16 protein-coding genes are annotated in these 17,380 nt (G+C 71.3%); 5 read left to right on the top strand and 11 right to left on the bottom strand.

Annotation, left to right across the window (positions count from 1 at the left end; all coding sequences use genetic code 11):
- The first annotated feature begins 34 nt into the window (after positions 1 to 34).
- Positions 35 to 607, top strand: coding sequence for an O-methyltransferase (locus ACFU5G_RS11470; protein ID WP_020013387.1), 573 nt, complete (start codon positions 35 to 37; stop codon positions 605 to 607).
- 45 nt (positions 608 to 652) lie between these two features.
- On the opposite strand, the gene ACFU5G_RS11475 is transcribed toward ACFU5G_RS11470, so the two are convergent.
- From ACFU5G_RS11475 to dapE, 4 genes are all read right to left on the bottom strand, one after another.
- Positions 653 to 820 (bottom strand): DUF3117 domain-containing protein, encoded by a 168-nt coding sequence (locus ACFU5G_RS11475; RefSeq protein WP_084467633.1) that lies wholly within the window; start codon positions 818 to 820, stop codon positions 653 to 655.
- Between the two features lie 169 nt (positions 821 to 989).
- Positions 990 to 1,934 (bottom strand): dihydropteroate synthase, encoded by a 945-nt coding sequence (folP, locus tag ACFU5G_RS11480; RefSeq protein WP_377243945.1) that lies wholly within the window; start codon positions 1,932 to 1,934, stop codon positions 990 to 992.
- Complete coding sequence (locus tag ACFU5G_RS11485) at positions 1,935 to 2,786, bottom strand: TIGR00730 family Rossman fold protein (RefSeq protein ID WP_377243948.1); 852 nt, start codon at positions 2,784 to 2,786, stop codon at positions 1,935 to 1,937. It abuts the gene before it with no gap.
- 9 nt (positions 2,787 to 2,795) lie between these two features.
- A complete protein-coding gene (dapE, locus tag ACFU5G_RS11490; RefSeq protein WP_377243951.1) occupies positions 2,796 to 3,923 on the bottom strand; it encodes a succinyl-diaminopimelate desuccinylase in 1,128 nt (375 codons plus the stop codon).
- Between the two features lie 42 nt (positions 3,924 to 3,965).
- Here dapE and dapD point away from each other — a divergent pair, with 42 nt between their 5' ends.
- Both dapD and ACFU5G_RS11500 read left to right on the top strand, forming a co-directional pair.
- Positions 3,966 to 4,913, top strand: a complete 948-nt coding sequence (dapD, locus tag ACFU5G_RS11495; RefSeq protein WP_377243954.1) for a 2,3,4,5-tetrahydropyridine-2,6-dicarboxylate N-succinyltransferase — start codon at positions 3,966 to 3,968, stop codon at positions 4,911 to 4,913.
- Between the two features lie 92 nt (positions 4,914 to 5,005).
- Complete coding sequence (locus tag ACFU5G_RS11500; protein ID WP_377243957.1) at positions 5,006 to 5,974, top strand: hypothetical protein; 969 nt, start codon at positions 5,006 to 5,008, stop codon at positions 5,972 to 5,974.
- A gap of 72 nt (positions 5,975 to 6,046) precedes the next feature.
- Here ACFU5G_RS11500 and ACFU5G_RS11505 read toward each other — a convergent pair whose 3' ends face one another.
- The 5 genes from ACFU5G_RS11505 to ACFU5G_RS11525 all read right to left on the bottom strand — a co-directional run bounded on the left by ACFU5G_RS11505 (position 6,047) and on the right by ACFU5G_RS11525 (position 13,107).
- Entirely contained in the window at positions 6,047 to 7,858 is a 1,812-nt protein-coding gene (locus ACFU5G_RS11505) for an ABC transporter ATP-binding protein (RefSeq protein WP_377243960.1), read from the bottom strand.
- Positions 7,859 to 7,860: 2 nt separating this feature from the next.
- Positions 7,861 to 8,859 carry an ABC transporter permease gene (locus ACFU5G_RS11510; RefSeq protein ID WP_377243963.1) on the bottom strand — a complete coding sequence of 333 codons (999 nt, stop codon included), beginning with the start codon at positions 8,857 to 8,859 and terminating at the stop codon, positions 7,861 to 7,863.
- Positions 8,860 to 8,886: 27 nt separating this feature from the next.
- Positions 8,887 to 10,407, bottom strand: coding sequence for an ABC transporter permease (locus ACFU5G_RS11515; RefSeq protein ID WP_377243966.1), 1,521 nt, complete (start codon positions 10,405 to 10,407; stop codon positions 8,887 to 8,889).
- 195 nt (positions 10,408 to 10,602) lie between these two features.
- The gene (locus ACFU5G_RS11520) at positions 10,603 to 12,417 is read right to left on the bottom strand and encodes an ABC transporter family substrate-binding protein (RefSeq protein ID WP_377243969.1); all 1,815 of its coding nucleotides are present in this window, start codon (positions 12,415 to 12,417) and stop codon (positions 10,603 to 10,605) included.
- 234 nt (positions 12,418 to 12,651) lie between these two features.
- Positions 12,652 to 13,107: a cold-shock protein gene (locus ACFU5G_RS11525; RefSeq protein WP_377243972.1), complete on the bottom strand. Its 456-nt coding sequence runs from the start codon at positions 13,105 to 13,107 to the stop codon at positions 12,652 to 12,654.
- A 177-nt stretch (positions 13,108 to 13,284) separates the two neighbouring features.
- On the opposite strand from ACFU5G_RS11525, the gene ACFU5G_RS11530 reads away from it, so the two are divergent.
- Positions 13,285 to 13,932, top strand: a complete 648-nt coding sequence (locus ACFU5G_RS11530; protein ID WP_377243975.1) for a histone deacetylase — start codon at positions 13,285 to 13,287, stop codon at positions 13,930 to 13,932.
- Positions 13,933 to 13,941: 9 nt separating this feature from the next.
- A complete protein-coding gene (locus ACFU5G_RS11535; RefSeq protein ID WP_377243978.1) occupies positions 13,942 to 14,472 on the top strand; it encodes a GNAT family N-acetyltransferase in 531 nt (176 codons plus the stop codon).
- A gap of 62 nt (positions 14,473 to 14,534) precedes the next feature.
- Here ACFU5G_RS11535 and ACFU5G_RS11540 read toward each other — a convergent pair whose 3' ends face one another.
- Together ACFU5G_RS11540 and ACFU5G_RS11545 are read right to left on the bottom strand one after the other, a co-directional pair.
- Positions 14,535 to 15,323: a GNAT family N-acetyltransferase gene (locus tag ACFU5G_RS11540; protein ID WP_377243981.1), complete on the bottom strand. Its 789-nt coding sequence runs from the start codon at positions 15,321 to 15,323 to the stop codon at positions 14,535 to 14,537.
- Positions 15,324 to 15,385: 62 nt separating this feature from the next.
- On the bottom strand, positions 15,386 to 17,227 hold the full coding sequence (locus ACFU5G_RS11545; protein WP_377243984.1) for a BCCT family transporter: 1,842 nt from the start codon (positions 17,225 to 17,227) through the stop codon (positions 15,386 to 15,388).
- Positions 17,228 to 17,380: the final 153 nt, after the last annotated feature.

Genomic DNA, 17,380 nt, shown 5'->3' on the forward strand with positions numbered 1-17,380 from the left:
GGTCTACAGCGAGGCCTTCGTCCCCGAGGACGAGGTGCTGCTGCGCGCCCGCGAACGCGCCTCGGAGCTGGGCTGCCCGGCCGTCCTGCCGGGGGTGGGCGCGGTGCTGCGGGTGCTCGCCGCCGCCTCGAACGCGCACGCCGTGGTCGAGGTGGGCACCGGCGCCGGCGTGGCCGCGCTGTGGCTGCTGCGCGGCATGCCGGCCGACGGCCAGCTCACCACGATCGACCGCGAGGTCGAGCACCAGCGGGCCGCGCGGACGGCGTTCGCCGAGGACGGCGTGGCCCCGCAGCGGACCCGGATCATCCCCGGCCGGCCCGCGGACGTGCTGCCCCGGCTGGCCGACGGCGCCTACGACCTGGTGCTGGTGGCCAGCGACCCGCTGGCCTACCCCGAGTACGTCGACGAGGCCCTGCGCCTGCTGCGCCCGGGCGGTGTGCTCGCCGTCGACGGTGCGCTGCTGCGCGACCGGGTGGCGGACCCCGCGCGCCGCGACGAGCTCACCACCGTGGTCCGCGAGGTGGGCCGGACGCTGCGCAACGACGAGCGGGTGCTCCCCGCCATGCTGCCGAGCGGGGACGGCCTGCTGCTGGCCGTCCGCCGCTGACCCTCGAAGAGGCTGGTCCCCGCGGCGGACGACCGTCGAAAGAGTTCAGCCGACGACGGTCTGGAGTGCGTCCCCGAGCTCGCTCGCCTCGGTCGCGTTGAGCTCGACGACGAGCCGACCGCCGCCCTCGAGCGGCACACGCATGACAATGCCGCGCCCCTCCTTGGTGACCTCGAGCGGTCCGTCACCCGTTCGCGGCTTCATCGCAGCCATGTGTGGCTCTCCCATTCCGTTGTCCGGTGTGTAGCAGCATTCATGTCTCCGGCGAACGCCGAGGGCACAGAGCCATTCTAGTTCAAATGGCGCCCCTTACTTTCCACTCGCCCATTCGTGGCGCTTCACCGGATCGGGTGCCGGGAAGCCGCTCGAATCGTGCGTGGGCTCAGGCGAGACCCCTCAGCGCGGCGGCGGGCGGCGCCTCGTCGCGCACGGCCGCCACGAGGTCGAGCACCCGGCGGGTCGCGGTCACGTCGTGCGCCCGGAAGACCCGGGCACCGAGCCACGCGGCGACCGCCGTCGCGGCGAGCGTGCCCTCCAGGCGCTCCTCGGGCGGCAGGTCGAGCGTCTCCCCCACGAAGTCCTTGCGGGACAGCGCCATCAGGAGCGGGAAGCCCAGCCCCGCGAGGGCGCCCGTGCGCCGCAGAAGGTGCAGCGAGTGCCACGTGTTCTTGCCGAAGTCGTGGGTCGGGTCCACGAGCACGGACTCCCGCGGCACACCGCAGGCCACGGCCCGCTCGGCGGCGGCCCGCAGGGTGGCCACGACGTCGGCCAGCAGCGCGTCGCCCCCGTCGTCGTCGGTCGAGGGGTACTCCACGCGGTACGGGTCCGTGCGCGGCACGGCCCCGCCCGTGTGCGAGCAGACGACGCCGACACCGGCCGCGCCCGCCACCTCCACCAGGCCGGGGTCGTGGCCCGCCCAGGTGTCGTTGATCAGGTCCGCCCCGGCGTCGATCGCCGCGCGGGCCACCCCGGCGCGCCAGGTGTCGACCGAGACGAGCAGGTCGGGCACGGCGCGGCGCACCGCGGCCACGAACGGCACGACGCGGCGGATCTCCTCCGCCTCGTCGACCGGCGTTCCGTTGCCGGCCCGCACGCCGCCGACGTCGAGGATCTCGGCGCCGTCGGCGTACGCACGTTCCGCGGCGGCCAGCGCCGCGGCGTCGTCGGGCACGCGCGCGGGCGCGTAGAACGAGTCGGTGGTGCGGTTCAGCACCGCCATCACCACCGGGCGCACGGTGCGCCCGTCCCGTCCGACCGCACGCCCGCGCAGCACCAGCGGGGCGGACGGAGGCGGCACCGCGTCGGCGGGGGCTTCCGGGTGGTCCACCTAGGAGTTGCCCACGACGGCGTCGTGGCGGCCCGCGGCCGACGCCTGCTCCGTGGCGCGCTCCGCGGCGGCCGCGGCCTGCAGCGCCGCCTGCTCGGCCGCGATCTGGTGGGCCCGGTCGACCACGTGCCGCACGGCGTCGGCGGGGTCGTCGGTCAGGTGGATGATGTCGAGGTCGGCGGCGCTGATGACACCGTGCTCCAGAGCCGTCGTCCGGACCCACTCCAGGAGCCCGCCCCAGTACTTCTTTCCCACCAGGACGATCGGGAACTGCGTCACCTTGTGGGTCTGCACCAGGGTGACGGCCTCGAAGAGCTCGTCGAAGGTGCCGAATCCTCCGGGCATCACGATGAATCCCTGCGCGTACTTCAGGAACATCGTCTTTCGCGCGAAGAAGTACCGGAAGTTGATACCGAGATTCACGTACTCGTTGACGCCCTGTTCGAAGGGCAGCTCGATACCGAGACCGACCGACGTACCGCCGGCCTCCGCCGCACCCTTGTTCGCGGCCTCCATGATGCCGGGCCCGCCGCCCGTGATGACGGCGTAGCCCGCCTCGACCAGCAGCCGGCCCACGGTCTCGCCCGCGACGTAGTCGGCGTGGCCGGGCTTGGTGCGTGCGGAGCCGAACACCGAGACCGCCTCGCCCAGCTCGGCGAGCGCGCCGAAACCCTCCACGAACTCGCTCTGGATGCGCAGCACCCGCCAGGGGTCCGAGTGCAGCCAGTCGGTGTCCTGGTCGGGTGCCAGGAGGCGCTGGTCCGTCGTGGTGCGGGGGATCTGGTTCCCGCGCAGGAGCACCGGACCACGGCGATAGCCGCGGCCGGACTGTGGAATGCCGTCGTCGCTCATGCGACCAAACTAGTCGTCGAGCAGCCAGGCTCGCAGCGCGTCGCGGCACTGCGCGAGCTGCGCGACGGGGAGGTGCTCGTCGTCCTTGTGCGCGAGGAGCGGGTCGCCCGGACCGAAGTTGACCGCGGGCACCCCGAGCTCGGCGAACCGGGCCACGTCCGTCCACCCGTACTTGGGGGCGGGCGCGCCACCCGTCGTGGCCAGCACCGACTGCACGAACTGGGCCGCCAGCGGGTCGTCGAGGCCGGGCCGGGCGCCGCCCGCGGCGTCCGTCACGAGCACCTCGAAGCCCTCGAAGACCTCCCGCAGGTGGGCCTCCGCCTCGGCCACGGAGCGCGAGGGGGCGAAACGATAGTTCACCTCCACCGTGCAGGCGTCGGGGATGACGTTGCCCGCGATGCCGCCGTCGATCCGCACGGCGTTCAGGCCCTCGCGGTAGACCAGTCCGTCCACCTCGACCTCGCGCGGCGCGTAGGCCGCGAGCCGGGTCAGCACGGGCGCGACCGCGTGGATCGCGTTCTCGCCCGTCCACGCCCGCGCCGAGTGCGCGGCGACGCCGTGCGTGCGCACCTCGATCCGCATCGTGCCGTTGCAGCCGCCCTCGATGCCGGCGTTCGACGGCTCGCCCAGGATCGCGAAGTCGCCCCGCAGCAGCTCCGGGTGGTTGCGCGCCAGGCGGCCCAGGCCGTTCAGCGCGGAGTCGACCTCCTCGTGGTCGTAGAAGATCCACGTCAGGTCGTGCGCGGGCGCGGTGCCGGGCGCCCCGAGCTCCACCGCCAGGGCGAGCGCGACGGCGACCCCGCCGAGCATGTCCACGGTGCCGCGGCCCCAGAGCTCGGTCGCGCCGTCCTGCTCGACCAGGCGGGTCGGCAGGTTGTCCGCGATCGGCACGGTGTCGATGTGGCCGGCCACCACCACGCGCCGGTCCCGGCCGAGGTGCGTCCGGGCCACCAGGGCGTCGCCGTCGCGCAGCACGTCCAGGTGCGGGCAGGCCCGCAGGACCGCCTCGATCGTGTCGGCGAGGGCCTTCTCGTCGCCGCTGACGGACGGGATGTCGCACAGGATCCGGGTGAGGGCGACGAGGTCGGCCCCCTCGCCGGACGGGTCGAGCAGGGCAGGGTCGATCGCGTTGTCCACAGGGCAAGCCTAGGCGCTCGTCCTGGCCGTTAGGCTGGAGGCATGACGACCGCATGGGGCTTCGGCCTTGCCACGATCGCCGACGACGGCACCACCCTCGACACCTGGTACCCGGAGCCCGCCCTCGGCGACGCGCCCGCCGGCGCCGTCCCGCCCGAGGCACTCGCGGCGGCCGCAGGCGCGGACGACGTCCGCGGCGTCCGGCTGGAGATCGTGACCACGCAGATCGACCTCGCCGACCCGCCGAAGAGCGTGCCGGACGCCTACCTGCGCCTGCACCTGCTCTCGGCCCGCCTGGTCAAGCCGCACGGCCTCAACATGGACGGCATCTTCGGCGCCCTGACGAACGTGGTCTGGACCAGCGCCGGCCCGTGCGCGGTCGAGGGCTTCGAGGAGACCCGGCTGCGCCTGCGCGCCCGCGGCCACGTCACCGTGTTCGGCGTGGACAAGTTCCCCCGCATGGTCGACTACCTCGTCCCGTCGGGCGTCCGGATCGCCGACGCCGACCGGGTCCGCCTGGGCGCGTACCTCGCCCCCGGCACCACCGTGATGCACGAGGGCTTCGTCAACTTCAACGCCGGCACGCTCGGCGTGTCCATGGTCGAGGGCCGCATCTCGGCCGGGGTCACCGTGGGCGACGGGTCCGACGTCGGCGGTGGCGCCTCGATCATGGGCACCCTGTCCGGCGGCGGCAAGCAGGTCGTGTCGCTCGGCGAGCGCTGCCTGCTGGGCGCGAACGCGGGCCTCGGCATCCCCCTCGGCGACGACTGCGTGGTCGAGGCCGGCCTGTACCTGACCGCCGGCACCAAGGTGACGGTGCTCGGCGCGGCCGCCGACCCGTACGGTGACGGCACCGCCCCCGTCAAGGCGCGCGACCTCGCGGGCCGCAGCAACCTGCTCTTCCGCCGGAACTCCACCACGGGCGCCGTCGAGGTGCTCGACCGGACCGGCGTCGGCATCGAGCTCAACGAGGTGCTGCACGCCAACTGAGGCGCCCCCGTACCCCGTTTTGCACCATCCCTGACCAGGCGGATTACAATTCGTGGCCCTTCTGGTACCGCCCCGGACGACAGGGAGCACGTATGGCCATCCTGGCTGAGACCGGCCCTTCGGTCCCGCCACCCGTCGACGGCCCCCCGCCGCGACGGCAGCTGGGGCGCGCCCTGAAGTACATCGTGACGGTCTGCGCCGTGTGCGCGGTCGCCACGGTGGGCGTCGTCGTCGGGCTGAACCGGCTGACGGGGTCCGGGCCCGTCACCGAACGCTGCACCGCCGTGCTCGACGGCTCGAACTGGTATCTCTCGCCCAACCAGGCGGACAACGCGGCGCTGGTGGCCGGCACCGCCGTCGCCCGCGGCCTGCCGGCCCGGGCGGCCACGATCGGCCTGGCCACGGCGCTGCAGGAGTCCAAGCTCATCAACATCGACTACGGCGACCGGGACTCGGTGGGGCTGTTCCAGCAGCGGCCGTCCCAGGGCTGGGGCGACCCCCAGCAGATCCTCGACCCGGTGTACTCGACCAACGCCTTCTACGACGTGCTGGTCGAGGTCGAGGGGTACGAGGACATGGAGGTGACGGACGCCGCGCAGACCGTGCAGCGCTCCGCCTACCCCGACGCCTACGCGCAGCACGAGACGCGGTCACGCGCCTGGGCCTCCGCCCTGACCGGCAACTCCCCCGCGGCCCTGTCGTGCGAGCTCGCGCCCGTCGCCGACGCGGACCAGGTCACCCCCGACGCCGCCCGGGACGCGGTGGCGGGCCGGCTGGGCCGGGACCTCGGGCTCGCGCCCGCGACCGGCGCGGCGGACCCGAACCGGCAGGACCCGGCGTCGGCCACCGTGACGGTCGACGCCACGCCCCTGACGCCCGACGACCCCCAGCGCGGCGGCTGGGCGACCGGCCAGTGGGCCGTCGCGACGGCGCAGTCCACGCAGGCCGTCGGGGTGCACGTGGACGACCGGGTGTGGCTGCGCGACGAGGCCGCCTGGGTCGATGCCGAGACGCGGCTGCCCCCGGGCGAGGTCCGCATCACGGTGGACGCCACCGAGTAGCCCGAGCACAACGTGTCAGCCCCTCAGGTCACCATGGTGACCTGAGGGTCTGACACGTTCAGGGGCTGGTGGTCAGCTGCCGCCCATGAGGCCGCCGAGGCCGGACGAGTTGCTGCCCTCGTCCTGGCGCGGCGCGGGACGCTCGTAGCCCTCGTCGACGTGCAGCTCCGCGACGTCCTCGCCGAGCTTGTTCAGCAGCGCGTGCCGCGCCTCGCGCCGGCGCCGCTGCTCCAGCGGCTCCGGCACCGGGGCGGCCGCGATGAGCCGCTGCGTGTACTCCTCGCGGGGGTGGTGCAGCACCTCCTCGCGGGGGCCCTGCTCCACGATGCGGCCGTTCTGCAGCACCACCACGCGGTGGGCGAGCAGGTCGATCACCGCGAGGTCGTGGCTGACGAAGAGGCACGCGAACTTGTACCGCTCCTGCAGCGACGTGAACATCTTCAGCACGTTGGCCTGCACGGACACGTCCAGGGCGGACGTCGGCTCGTCCGCGACCAGCAGCTCGGGGTCGAGCGTGAGCGCGCGGGCGATGCTCACACGCTGGCGCTGGCCACCGGAGAGCTCGTGCGGGTAGCGGTTGTAGACGCTGCGGGGCAGCTCGACGGCGTCGAGCAGCTCCAGCACACGACGGCGCCGCGACCGCTCGTCGCCCTCCTTGTGCACCACCAGCGGCTCCGCGATCACGTCACCGATCGGCAAGCGCGGGTTGAGGGACGACGCCGGGTCCTGGAAGACGACGCCGATGCGCTTGCGCAGGGCCTTGAGCTCCTTGCCGCGCAGCTTGCCGAAGTCGGTCCCGAGGATCGACGCCGAGCCGGAGGCCGCGGGGATGAGGCCCAGCGCGCACTTGGCGATCGTGGACTTGCCGGAGCCCGACTCGCCCACGAGGCCCACGATCTCGCCCTGCGCCACCGACAGCGACACGTCGTCGACGGCCCGGAAGGTGGGCTTGCCCAGGCGGTGGTACTCGATGACGAGGTTGTTCAGGTCGAGCGCGGGCAGGTCCTCGGGTGCGGCCTCCACGGGCGCGACGTCGCCGAACTGGCCCGGTCCGGACCCCAGGTGGGGCACGGCGGCCAGCAGGCGCTTGGTGTACTCGTGCCGCGGGTGGTTGAGCACCTGGTCGGCGGTGCCCGTCTCCACGAGGTCACCCTTGAGCATGACGGCGACGCGGTCGGCCATGTCGGCCACGACGCCCATGTTGTGGGTGATCAGCAGGATGCCGGTGTTCAGCTTGTCCTTGAGCGAGCGCAGCAGGTCGAGGATGTCGGCCTGCACGGTCACGTCGAGGGCGGTGGTGGGCTCGTCGGCGATGATCACCTTGGGGTCGCACGCGATCGCCATGGCGATGACGACGCGCTGCCGCTGACCGCCGGACAGCTCGTGCGGGTACTGCTTGAGCCGGCGCTCGGGCTCGGGGATGCCGACCATGGCGAGCAGCTCGGCGGCCCGCGCCGTCGCCTGCTTGCCGTAGGCGATGCCGTGCAGCTGCAGGCCCTCGGTGAGCTGGTCACCGATGGTGAGCACCGGGTTCAGCGCGGTCATGGGCTCCTGGAAGACCATGGCCACGTCGTTGCCGCGCATGTTGCGCAGGCCGCGGCCGTCGAGGCCGCCCACCACCTTGTCGCCCACGCGGATGGTGCCGCCGACGCGCGCGTTGCGGGGCAGCAGGCCGAGCGCCGTCATCGACGTGACGGACTTGCCCGAGCCGGACTCGCCCACGAGCGCGACGACCTCGCCGGGCCGGACCTCCAGGTCGATGCCCTTGACGGCGTGCACGTCGCCGAACTCGGTCTTGAAGGTGACGGTGAGGTCCTCGAAGGCGAGGACGGCGTCGCCGGTCGCCGTGGCAGGGCCGGAGGCGCTGATGTCGAGAGTCGTCATTCTCAGTCCTTGGTCCGGTTCTGGCGGGGGTCGAACGCGTCGCGCAGGCCGTCGCCGATGAAGTTCACGCACAGGGCGATGGTCAGGATCATCAGGCCCGGCCACCAGAACAGCCACGGCCGCGTCGCGAAGGCGGCCTGGTAGTCGTTGATGAGGGTGCCCAGCGAGGTGTCGGGCGCCTGGACGCCGAACCCGAGGAAGCTCAGCGACGTCTCGAGCAGGATCGCCGCCGAGATCGAGAGCGTCGCGGACACGATGATCACGCCGACGGCGTTGGGCAGCACGTGCCGCGTGATGATGCGCCAGGGGCCGGTGCCGACCGCCTGGGCGGCGAGCACGAAGTCACGCTCGCGCAGCGAGAGCACCTCACCGCGCACCAGGCGGGCCAGGCTCGTCCAGGTGACGAGGCCGAGCACGAGGGCCAGGCCGAGGATGCCCCAGCTCGAGGCCGTCTTGCCGAGCACGGCCGCGATCACCAGCAGCGGGATGACGATGAAGACGTCGGTCACCCGCATGAGGATCGACTCGAGCCACCCGCGGTAGAACCCCGCCAGCGCACCGATGAGCGTGCCCACGATCGTGGAGATGATGCCGACGGCGAACGCGATGATCAGCGAGAACTGCGTGCCGCGCATGACCAGCGCGAAGTAGTCCTTGCCGCCGGTGTCCTGACCGAAGGGGTACTCCCAGGTGGGCGCGCCGTCCCCGATCTTGTCGTACTGGAGCCTGTAGTCCTTGGGCCACCAGCCGGGGATGTCGCCGACGCCGATGGACGTGAACGCCACCACGATGATGATGCCCAGCACGATCATCGAGGTGAGGGCGGCCCGGTGCCGGAAGAACCGGCGCGCGACGAGCTGGCCCTGGCTGTAGGACTTGTCCTCGCCGGGCAGCGGGTCGGCGGAGCCGCCGGCCGCGAGGCCGACGGCGTCGACGCCGGAGGCGGTGACCTGCGGCTCGTAGTCCTCGCCGCCGGGGTTGCTGTTCCTGATGTCACTCATGTCTGTGTCTCCTGCCGTGGCCCGCGCTCAGCGCCGGATCCGGGGGTCGAGGGCCGCGTACGCGATGTCTGCCAGCAGGTTCATCAGCACGGCCGCAATGCCCGTGACGAGGAAGAACGCCATCACCGGCGCCGGGTCGACGGCGTTCAGGCCGTCCTGGAACAGGGCACCCATGCCCTTCCAGCCGAACACCTGCTCCGTGATGATCGCGCCGCCGATGATGCCCGCGAAGTCGAACGCGATGATCGTGGTGATCGGGATCAGCGCGTTGCGGAACGCGTGCTTGACGATGACCTCGCGCTCGGACAGACCCTTGGACCGTGCGGTGCGCACGTAGTCCTGGTTCAGCGTCTCCAGCATGGAGGACCGCGTGTACCGCGAGTAGCTCGCCACGGAGACCAGGGTGAGCAGGATGGTCGGCAGCAGGATCTGCGTGCCCATGTCGAGCACCTGCTCCCAGAACTCACCGGTGAAGTTCGGCGTCTGCGAGCCGATCGTCGAGATCGGGCGCGACTTGATGCCCAGGAAGGTGGACCAGTGCGCGATGAGGATGTCCGCCACGACCACGAGGCTGGTGATGACACCCGTGATCCCGGTGATCAGCATGGCCTGCTTGCGGGCGTAGCCGCCCCAGGCGGCGCCGATCCCCACCGAGACGAGCACGGCGAGCACGAACAGCCCGCCCAGCAGCAGCCAGCTCGGGCTGTTGACCAGGAGCGGCGCGAACGCGAGGTAGGAGATCGTGCCGACCGCGGCGGTGGTGAGCGCCGCGTAGAGCGCGCGCCGGTTGCGGATGCCGGCGACGAGCGAGGTCACGAGCACACCCGCGGCGAGCGAGACGACGAGCACGCCGCCGATGCCGAACATCGGGTTGCGCCACCAGTCGAGGGCGTTGAAGACGAAGAGGACGACCATGACGAACGCGAACACGGCCGCCGCCGTCAGGAGCCTGCGCTTCCTGGTACCGCCGAGCACCGCCTGGAGCAGGAAGGCCGCCACCACGGCGACTATCACTATGGTCAACGGCGCATAGTGCCCGTCGGCGATCCAGTTGTTGTACTGGATGGCCGCGAACTCCTTGAGCAGCGTGGCCGCCCAGAAGACCGGCAGCGAGAAGAAGAGGAACGCGCTGAACGTGATCGAGTAGTCGAAGCCCGAGTACTGCCGGATCGCGGTGAGGATGCCGAGCGCGATGCCGACGACGATGGCGAGCAGCGTGGCCACGGTCACCAGGCGCAGCGTGGAGCTGGCCGCCTGCTGCGTCAGGCCGAGCACGTCGACGCCGTTCACGGTGACGCCGAGGTCACAGTTGCCGGTGAAACAGCCTCCGACACCCTTGAGCCAGTCCCAGTAGCGCTCGTACCAGGGATCGTCGAGCCGCATCAGCGCGATCCGCTGGTCGATGAGCTGCTGCTTGTTCTGGGAGTTGGACTCGCGCAGGTCCTTGAGCGGATCGCCCGAGTTGATGGTCAGGACATACACGAGCAGTGAGGCGCCGAGCAGGACGAGCGCCGAGGCGCCGACGCGCCGGAGGATGAACTTGAGCACGGGTTGGGCCCTTCGAGGCGGACGCAGCACGGCGTCTGCTGGGGAATGCGATCAGCGTGTCACTATAGGACACAGGATGAAAATTGCTGCCATCCGCCCTGGTCAGGACTGGAAATAATCCTGACCGGGAGCGAACAGCCCTGCGGGGAAGGGACCAGAGGCGCCCTTCCCCGCAGGTCTTGCGTCAGGCTCGCGTCAGGAGGCGCGGGCCCACTGCTCGGAGTTCCACAGCACACCGCTCTGAGCGGCGGTGTTGCGGACGTTCTCCAGGCTCGAGCTGCTGGCGATGACGCCCGGGTGGGCGAACAGCGGGATACCGAACAGGGTGTCCCACAGCTGCTTCTCGATGATCACGGTCTGCTCGGCGTGCACCGCCTCGTCCGTGGTGCCGGCCAGCGTCTTCCAGGCCTCGTCCACGGTCTTGTCGGAGTAGCCACCGTAGTTCTGCTGACCGGTGGAGGAGTAGATGTTCTCGCCCGAGGCGATCTGGCCCGAGCCGGCCCAGGCGAACAGCGCGACCTCGTAGTCACCGTTCGGCAGGTCCTTGTCGAAGAAGTCCGGCGCGGCCGAGTCGACGATGTCGAAGCCGACCTGGTCGCACGAGGACTTGATGGCCTCGACCTCGGCGGCACGACGCGGGTTCGGCGCGGCGTAGCCGATGCGAACCTTCTCGCCCTCCTTGAGGCCCGCGGCAGCGAACTTCTCCTTGGCGCCCTCGATGTCGACCTCGTCGTACCGGCCGTCGTAGGACTCGGAGACCGTGGCCTCGTAGTTGTCCTGGAACGGGAAGACCTCGCGGGCGTCCATGACGACGGCCTCGGGGGCGATCGGCTTGATCAGGTCGTCCACGATCTTCTGGCGCGGCACGCAGAGCGCGAACGCCTCACGGGCCTCCAGCGAGTCGGAGAAGATGCCCGAGTTGAAGTTGAAGTCGAGGTGCTCCCAGGTCAGGTTCTGGTTGGTGTCCACCTTGACGGCGTCACCGAGCTGCTCGAGCTGCGTCACCGTGTCGACGGTCGGGCCGTTCGGCTGGATGACGTCGAGGTCACCGTTGGCGAGCGCCTGGATCTGCGCGTCGGCGGCCACGAAGCGGAAGGTCAGCTCCTTGGTCGCGGCGGGCGTGCCCCAGTACTTGTCGTTCGCCTCGAGGGTGATGTACTGGCCGGCCTCCCAGCCGTCGGCCTTGAAGTCGTACGGGCCGCTGACGGGGGCGATCGCCGGGTCCGGGACGTCGCCCGGCTGCGACAGCCAGCCCTCGTTCCAGAACTTGGCGGCCTTCTTCAGGACGTCGAGGTCGAGGTCCTGGATCGCGGTGACGAGCTCCTCCGTGGAGACGCCCGCCTGCTCGGCGACCACGTGGGCCGGGAACGGCGAGCCGATCTGGATCTTCCAGTCGGCGTAGACGCGCTCGTAGTCGTAGGTGAACGACTTGGCGTCCGGGGAGTCCGCCTGCGGACCCTCGGGCACGTAGTCACCCAGCGTCAGTCCGGAGATGTGGTTGAACAGCGGGGTCTCGGAACCGTCGTCGGTGACCTTGCCGTCCTCGGTGATGGCCTGGGCCGCCCAGTCGAGCAGGTAGTCCGCGTAGGTGATCGGGGTGCCGTCCGACCAGGCCGCCTCGTCGTTGAGGGTGTACTGGACCTGCAGCGGGTCCTCGGACGTGGCCTCGTAGGTGCCGTACTCGTCGTCGGTGCAGATGGAGCCGTCGTTGCCGAAGTACCAGAAGCCGCCGAACAGGCGCTCGGTCACCGCGCTGTTGTACGTGGAGTAGGTCTCCGGGGTGTTCGTGTTGTAGCCGAGGAACTCGTCCTCGACCGACACCTTGATCTCACCGTCGGCGGTGGTGACGTCCCCGAGGTCAGCCTTGCACGGACCGTCGGCCGCGGCCGACGTCGCCGTGGACTCACCTTCGGCCGGGTCGTCGTTACCCGCCGGGCTGGTGCACGCCGAGAACAGCAGCGCGCCACTGGCGGCCACCGCGACGGCGGCGCTCAGTCGCCTGATCTTCAATGTTCCTCCTCAGGGGAATGCCGGCGCCGTGGTCACCCCCGCTACGCCGCAGCGCACGGGGGTGAGATGTCCGTCACCGTCATGGTTTCCGCTCACGCTACTCACGCGATGGGAGGGTTTGCCCTAGTTCGCCGTTTGGCGGATCTGATCGTTACCGACCTGATATCGCTCCGTAGCGGCGCCGTCGCCGCACATCAAGAACGGAAACAGAGTGGTAACACCTCGGGTGAAATTTCACACCCATCCGTGGGAACGCGCCACCGCGACGAAGGCGCCGCGGGTCGCGAGCACCTGCTCGGCGGTCAGGGTGGGCACTCCGGCGAGCAGCACCTCGGTCACCTCGACCGCGAACTCACGCTCGGACGGACCGTCGCCCTCGGGCCGCGAACCGGCCTCGGGCAGGGGCGGGAGGAACGTGGGGACGGGCGCCGCCGTCGCACCCGCGCCGACGGCGGTCGCCGTCATCGCCGGGGCCAGGGCTGGGGCCGGTGCCACCAGGGTGACCGTGGAGGCCTTCAGGCCCCGGTCGCCGTCCTCCACCGCGAAGTCCACGACCGCACCCACGGCGAGGTTGCGCTTGTCGAACTCGAGGTCGTTGACGTGGATGAACACGTCGTCGCCACCGGTGTCCGGTGCAACGAACCCGTAGCCGCGAACCTCGTCGAACCTGATGACCTTGCCTTGAACCACGACACACACTCCGCCTCGTAAGAATCCCTGCCAGATCGAGTCTAGGACGCTTGTCCAACTCCGCCTGGGCAACGCGCGCGAGGTCTCCTGGGTTCCGTCCTGGGCAGGTCCGGGTCATGCGTGGCCCACGGCCACGCGGTTCCCGGGCGGTGGCATACCACGTACGGTGTCGGGCATGTGCCTGGCACCGAGCAGTCCGAGGCGAGCCCGCTGAGCGCCGAGGTCTGGTACGCGAGCTACGGGTCGAACATGGCCCGGGCCCGGCTGGCCTGCTACCTCCAGGGCGGCCGGCCGCCCGGCGCGCGGCGGCACTACCCCGGCGCCCGGGACCGCACCCCGCCCCGCGAGGACCGGCCGGTCCACCTGCCCGGGCGGCTCTGGTTCGCGGGCGAGTCCGCCGTGTGGGGCGGCGGTACCGCCTTCTACGACCACGACGCCGAGGGCCCGACGCCGGCCCGCGCGTACCGGATCACGGCCGCCCAGCTCGCCGACATCGCCGCCCAGGAGATGCACCGCTCCCCCGTACCCGACGACCCGGTGGAGGCCTGGCTGCGCTCGGGGGTCGCGGGCCGCCGCACCGCGCGCCACACCGCGGGGCCTGGCCGGTACGAGACGCTCATCGCCGTGGGGCGGCTGGACGGGCTGCCGATGCTCACCTTCACCGCGCCGCACGGGCACGCGGGGCGGCCCCACGCGGCGCCGTCCGCGGCGTACCTGGCGATGATCTCGGCGGGCCTGCGCGAGGCGCACGGCTGGTCCGACGCCGAGGTCGCGACCTATCTGGCCGCGGTCGTCCCTCGCGCCGAGCCCGACGGACGGCGCTAGCGTGCCGACATGACGATCCGGGCGCTGGAGACCTCCGAGGTGCTGCGGCGCGCGGACGAGATCGCCGGGATCTTCCAGCGCGCCTTCGGCTACTCGGACGAGCGCCGCGACCACTTCCGCGACACCCGGCTCGCCTACCTGCCCCTCTACGACGGCGCGCTGACCTTCGGCGCGTTCGAGGACGGCGCGCTGGTGGGCTTCGTGTACGGGTTCGACTACCAGCCCGGCCACTGGTGGCCGCAGCAGGTGGGACCCGCGCTCGACCGGGCCGGGCACGGCGAGTGGACGGTGGACACGTTCGAGCTCAACGAGCTGGAGATCCTGCCCGGGTACCAGGGCCGGGGCCTCGGGACCGCGCTGCTGCGCGCCCTGCTCGACCGGACCCCGCACCGCCACGTCCTGCTGTCCACCACCGCCGACCCGGACGACCGGGCCAAGGTGCTCTACCGGCGCCTGGGGTTCGTGGACCTGCTGCCCGGCTTCCGGTACGCCGGCGTCAGCGAGCCGGCCAACATCATGGGCCGGCGGCGCGCGGACTGACGCCCCCGGCCGGGCCCGGCCGGGGCGGCGTCGCACGGGGCGGCGTCGGCCGGCTCAGCCGGTCAGCGCTCCCAGACGTAGGGCGTCGTGGTCGACACCTTGGCGAAGCCGTAGCGCTCCAGGATGGGACGCGAGTACTCGGTGGAGTCGCTGTTGATCAGGCTCTTGCCCTGCGCCAGTGCCGAGCGCGCGCGGGCCGCCGTCAGCGCCCGGTAGATGCCGCGGCCGCGCCACTCCGTGCGGGTGCTGCCGCCCCAGATCCCGGCGAAGTCGGTGTCCGGCACGGGCTCCAGCCGGCCCGCGGTCACGATCTGGCCGTCGGCCTCCGCGACCCACAGCTCCATGCTCGGGTCGATCGCCTGCCGGCGCAGGATGGCGTTCGCCGTCCTGTCCGAGACCGGGCTGCCGAACACCTCGTCCTGCATGGCGCACATGGCGCGGACGTCCGGCTCCTCGGTGACGCGGCGCAGGGTGACGCCGTCGGGCAGCGGGACGTCGACCGCGAGGGCCGCCGCGTCGCCGATCATGATCGACTCCGGCTCCTCGGGCTCGAACCCGTGCGCCAGCAGGGCCTCGTGCAGCCCCGGCGCGTGGTCGTGGCCGCGGGTCTTCCACTCGACCTTCGTGATGCCGCCGTCGGCCCGGAAGTGGGCCACCGTGCCGTCGACGAGCTCGCGCACCCCCGCCTCGTCGGCGCCGCCGAGGTCGCGGTAGGTGACGAAGCCCCGCCCGCCCAGGAAGGTGACGAGCCGCAGGGGCCCCAGCAGGGTGACGGAGACGGCACTGGGCGTCTCCGCGTCGGTGCGGAGCTGTTCGTCGTACGCCGCGAGCAGGCGGGAGAGATCGGTCATGGGCTGATGCTCCGTTGCCGGGCCGGAGCCCGGCAACGGATTTTCACCTCAGTCCTTGGCGATCAGTCCTTGGCGATCACACCGCCGTCGGCGACCACCGGCACGCCGTTCTCCGGGGTGGCCGGGGTGTCGTCGGCGTCCTCCGTGGCGGACGACGCCGAGGTGGAGAGCTCGAACGGCTCGCCGTCGTGCTTCTCGACGCCGGTGTCGACCGTCTCGGCCAGCACCTGCACCGCGAGCTCCCGTTTGAGGACCAGCGGGTCGCTGGAGAGGTCCTTCCACAGGGCCACGCAGAGCACGAGCATCACCACGACGAACGGCAGCGCCGAGACGATGGTGATGTTCTTCAGGCCGTTCAGCGCGGCGGCTGGATCGTCGCCGCCGGCCAGCAGCATCGCCGCGGCCACGGCACCCGTGCTGACGCCCCAGAAGATCACCGACTTCTTGGTGGGGTTCTCGGCGCCGTTCTCGGAGAGCCCACCCATGATGATCGAGGCGGAGTCGGCGCCGGTGACGAAGAAGATGGCCACCAGCACGACCGCGAGGATCATCAGCGCGACCCCCACCCAGGCGGGCACCGGCAGGGCACCGAGCGTCTGGAAGAAGATGAGGTCGAAGTTGATGTCGGCCCCGCCCTCCCCGAAGGCGGCGAGGGCCTTGCCCGTGTCCTGCGCCTGCTCGGCGCGCTCCTGGAGGCCGATGGCGCCGCCGCCGAAGATCGCGAACCAGACGGTCGACACGATCGAGGGCACCAGCAGCACGCCGGTGACGAACTGGCGCACCGTGCGGCCGCGCGAGATGCGGGCGATGAACGGGCCGACGAACGGCGTCCAGGACACCCACCAGGCCCAGTAGAAGATGGTCCACGAGCCCATCCAGTCCGCGAGCGCCTGGTCGCCGGACGCGGCGGTCCGCGAGGCCATCTCAGGCAGGTCGCCGACGAAGGCGCCGAGCGAGGCGGGCAGCACGTTGAGGATGAACAGCGTGGGTCCGCCGATGAAGACGATGATCGCGAGCAGGAGCGCGAGCCACATGTTGGCGTTGGACAGCCACTGGATGCCGCGCTCGATGCCGGAGACGGCGGAGAGGACGAACAGGCAGGTCAGGATGGCGATGATGACCACGAGCGTGGCCGTGCCGACGGACTCCATGACGCCCGAGTGCTGGATGCCGCCGCCGATCTGCAGGGCGCCGAGGCCCAGGGAGCAGGCGGAGCCGAAGAGGGTCGCGAGGATCGCGAGGATGTTGATGACTCGGCCGCCCGCGCCGTTGACTGCCTTGCGGCCGAACAGCGAGGTGAACATCGAGCTGAACAGCTGCGCGCGGCCCAGGCGGTAGGTGCCGTAGGCCATGCCGAGGCCCACGATGGCGTACATCGCCCAGGGGTAGAGGGTCCAGTGGAACAGGGTCTGCCCCATCGCGGTGGACGCGGCGGCGGGGGTGGACCCGTCGACGGTGCCGGGCGGGGGCGCCATGTAGAAGTACAGGGGCTCGCCCACGCCGTAGAACATGAGGCCGATGCCCATGCCGGTCGCGAACATCATCGCGATCCAGGACGGGGTGGAGAACTGGGGCTTCTCGCCGTCCTGCCCCAGGGGGATCTTGCCGAACTTGCCCATCGCCACGACGATCACGAAGACGGTGAAGATGGTGGCCGCGGTGACGAACAGCCAGCCGAAGTTCTTCAGGACCGCGCTCAGCGCGCTGTCGGCCACCGAGCCGAGGCTGTCGGGGCTGGCGAAGCCCCACACGATGAACGCGAGCGCGATCAGGCCGGCGACGCCGAAGACGATCCGGTCGGTGCCGACGCGGTGGTCCTGCGGGCCGCGTGCGGCCCGTTCGACCCGGCGTGCGGCGTGCTGGACACGCCCCAGCAGGGTCTTGGTGGATTCTGAAGTACTCATCACAACGGCCCTCCGCTCCGCCCGGGTCTGCCGGGTGGTCACACAGGGAAGGCCAGGACTCCTTTACACATGAAGCGACGATTTACCGAGCGCTTCACGTTAGCACCACACCTGCTTTTCACCCCGGCGGGCGGACGGCGGCACGCCAGTGGG

It is taken from the genome of Promicromonospora sp. NPDC057488 (assembly GCF_042802395.1).
Lineage (GTDB): Bacteria > Actinomycetota > Actinomycetes > Actinomycetales > Cellulomonadaceae > Promicromonospora.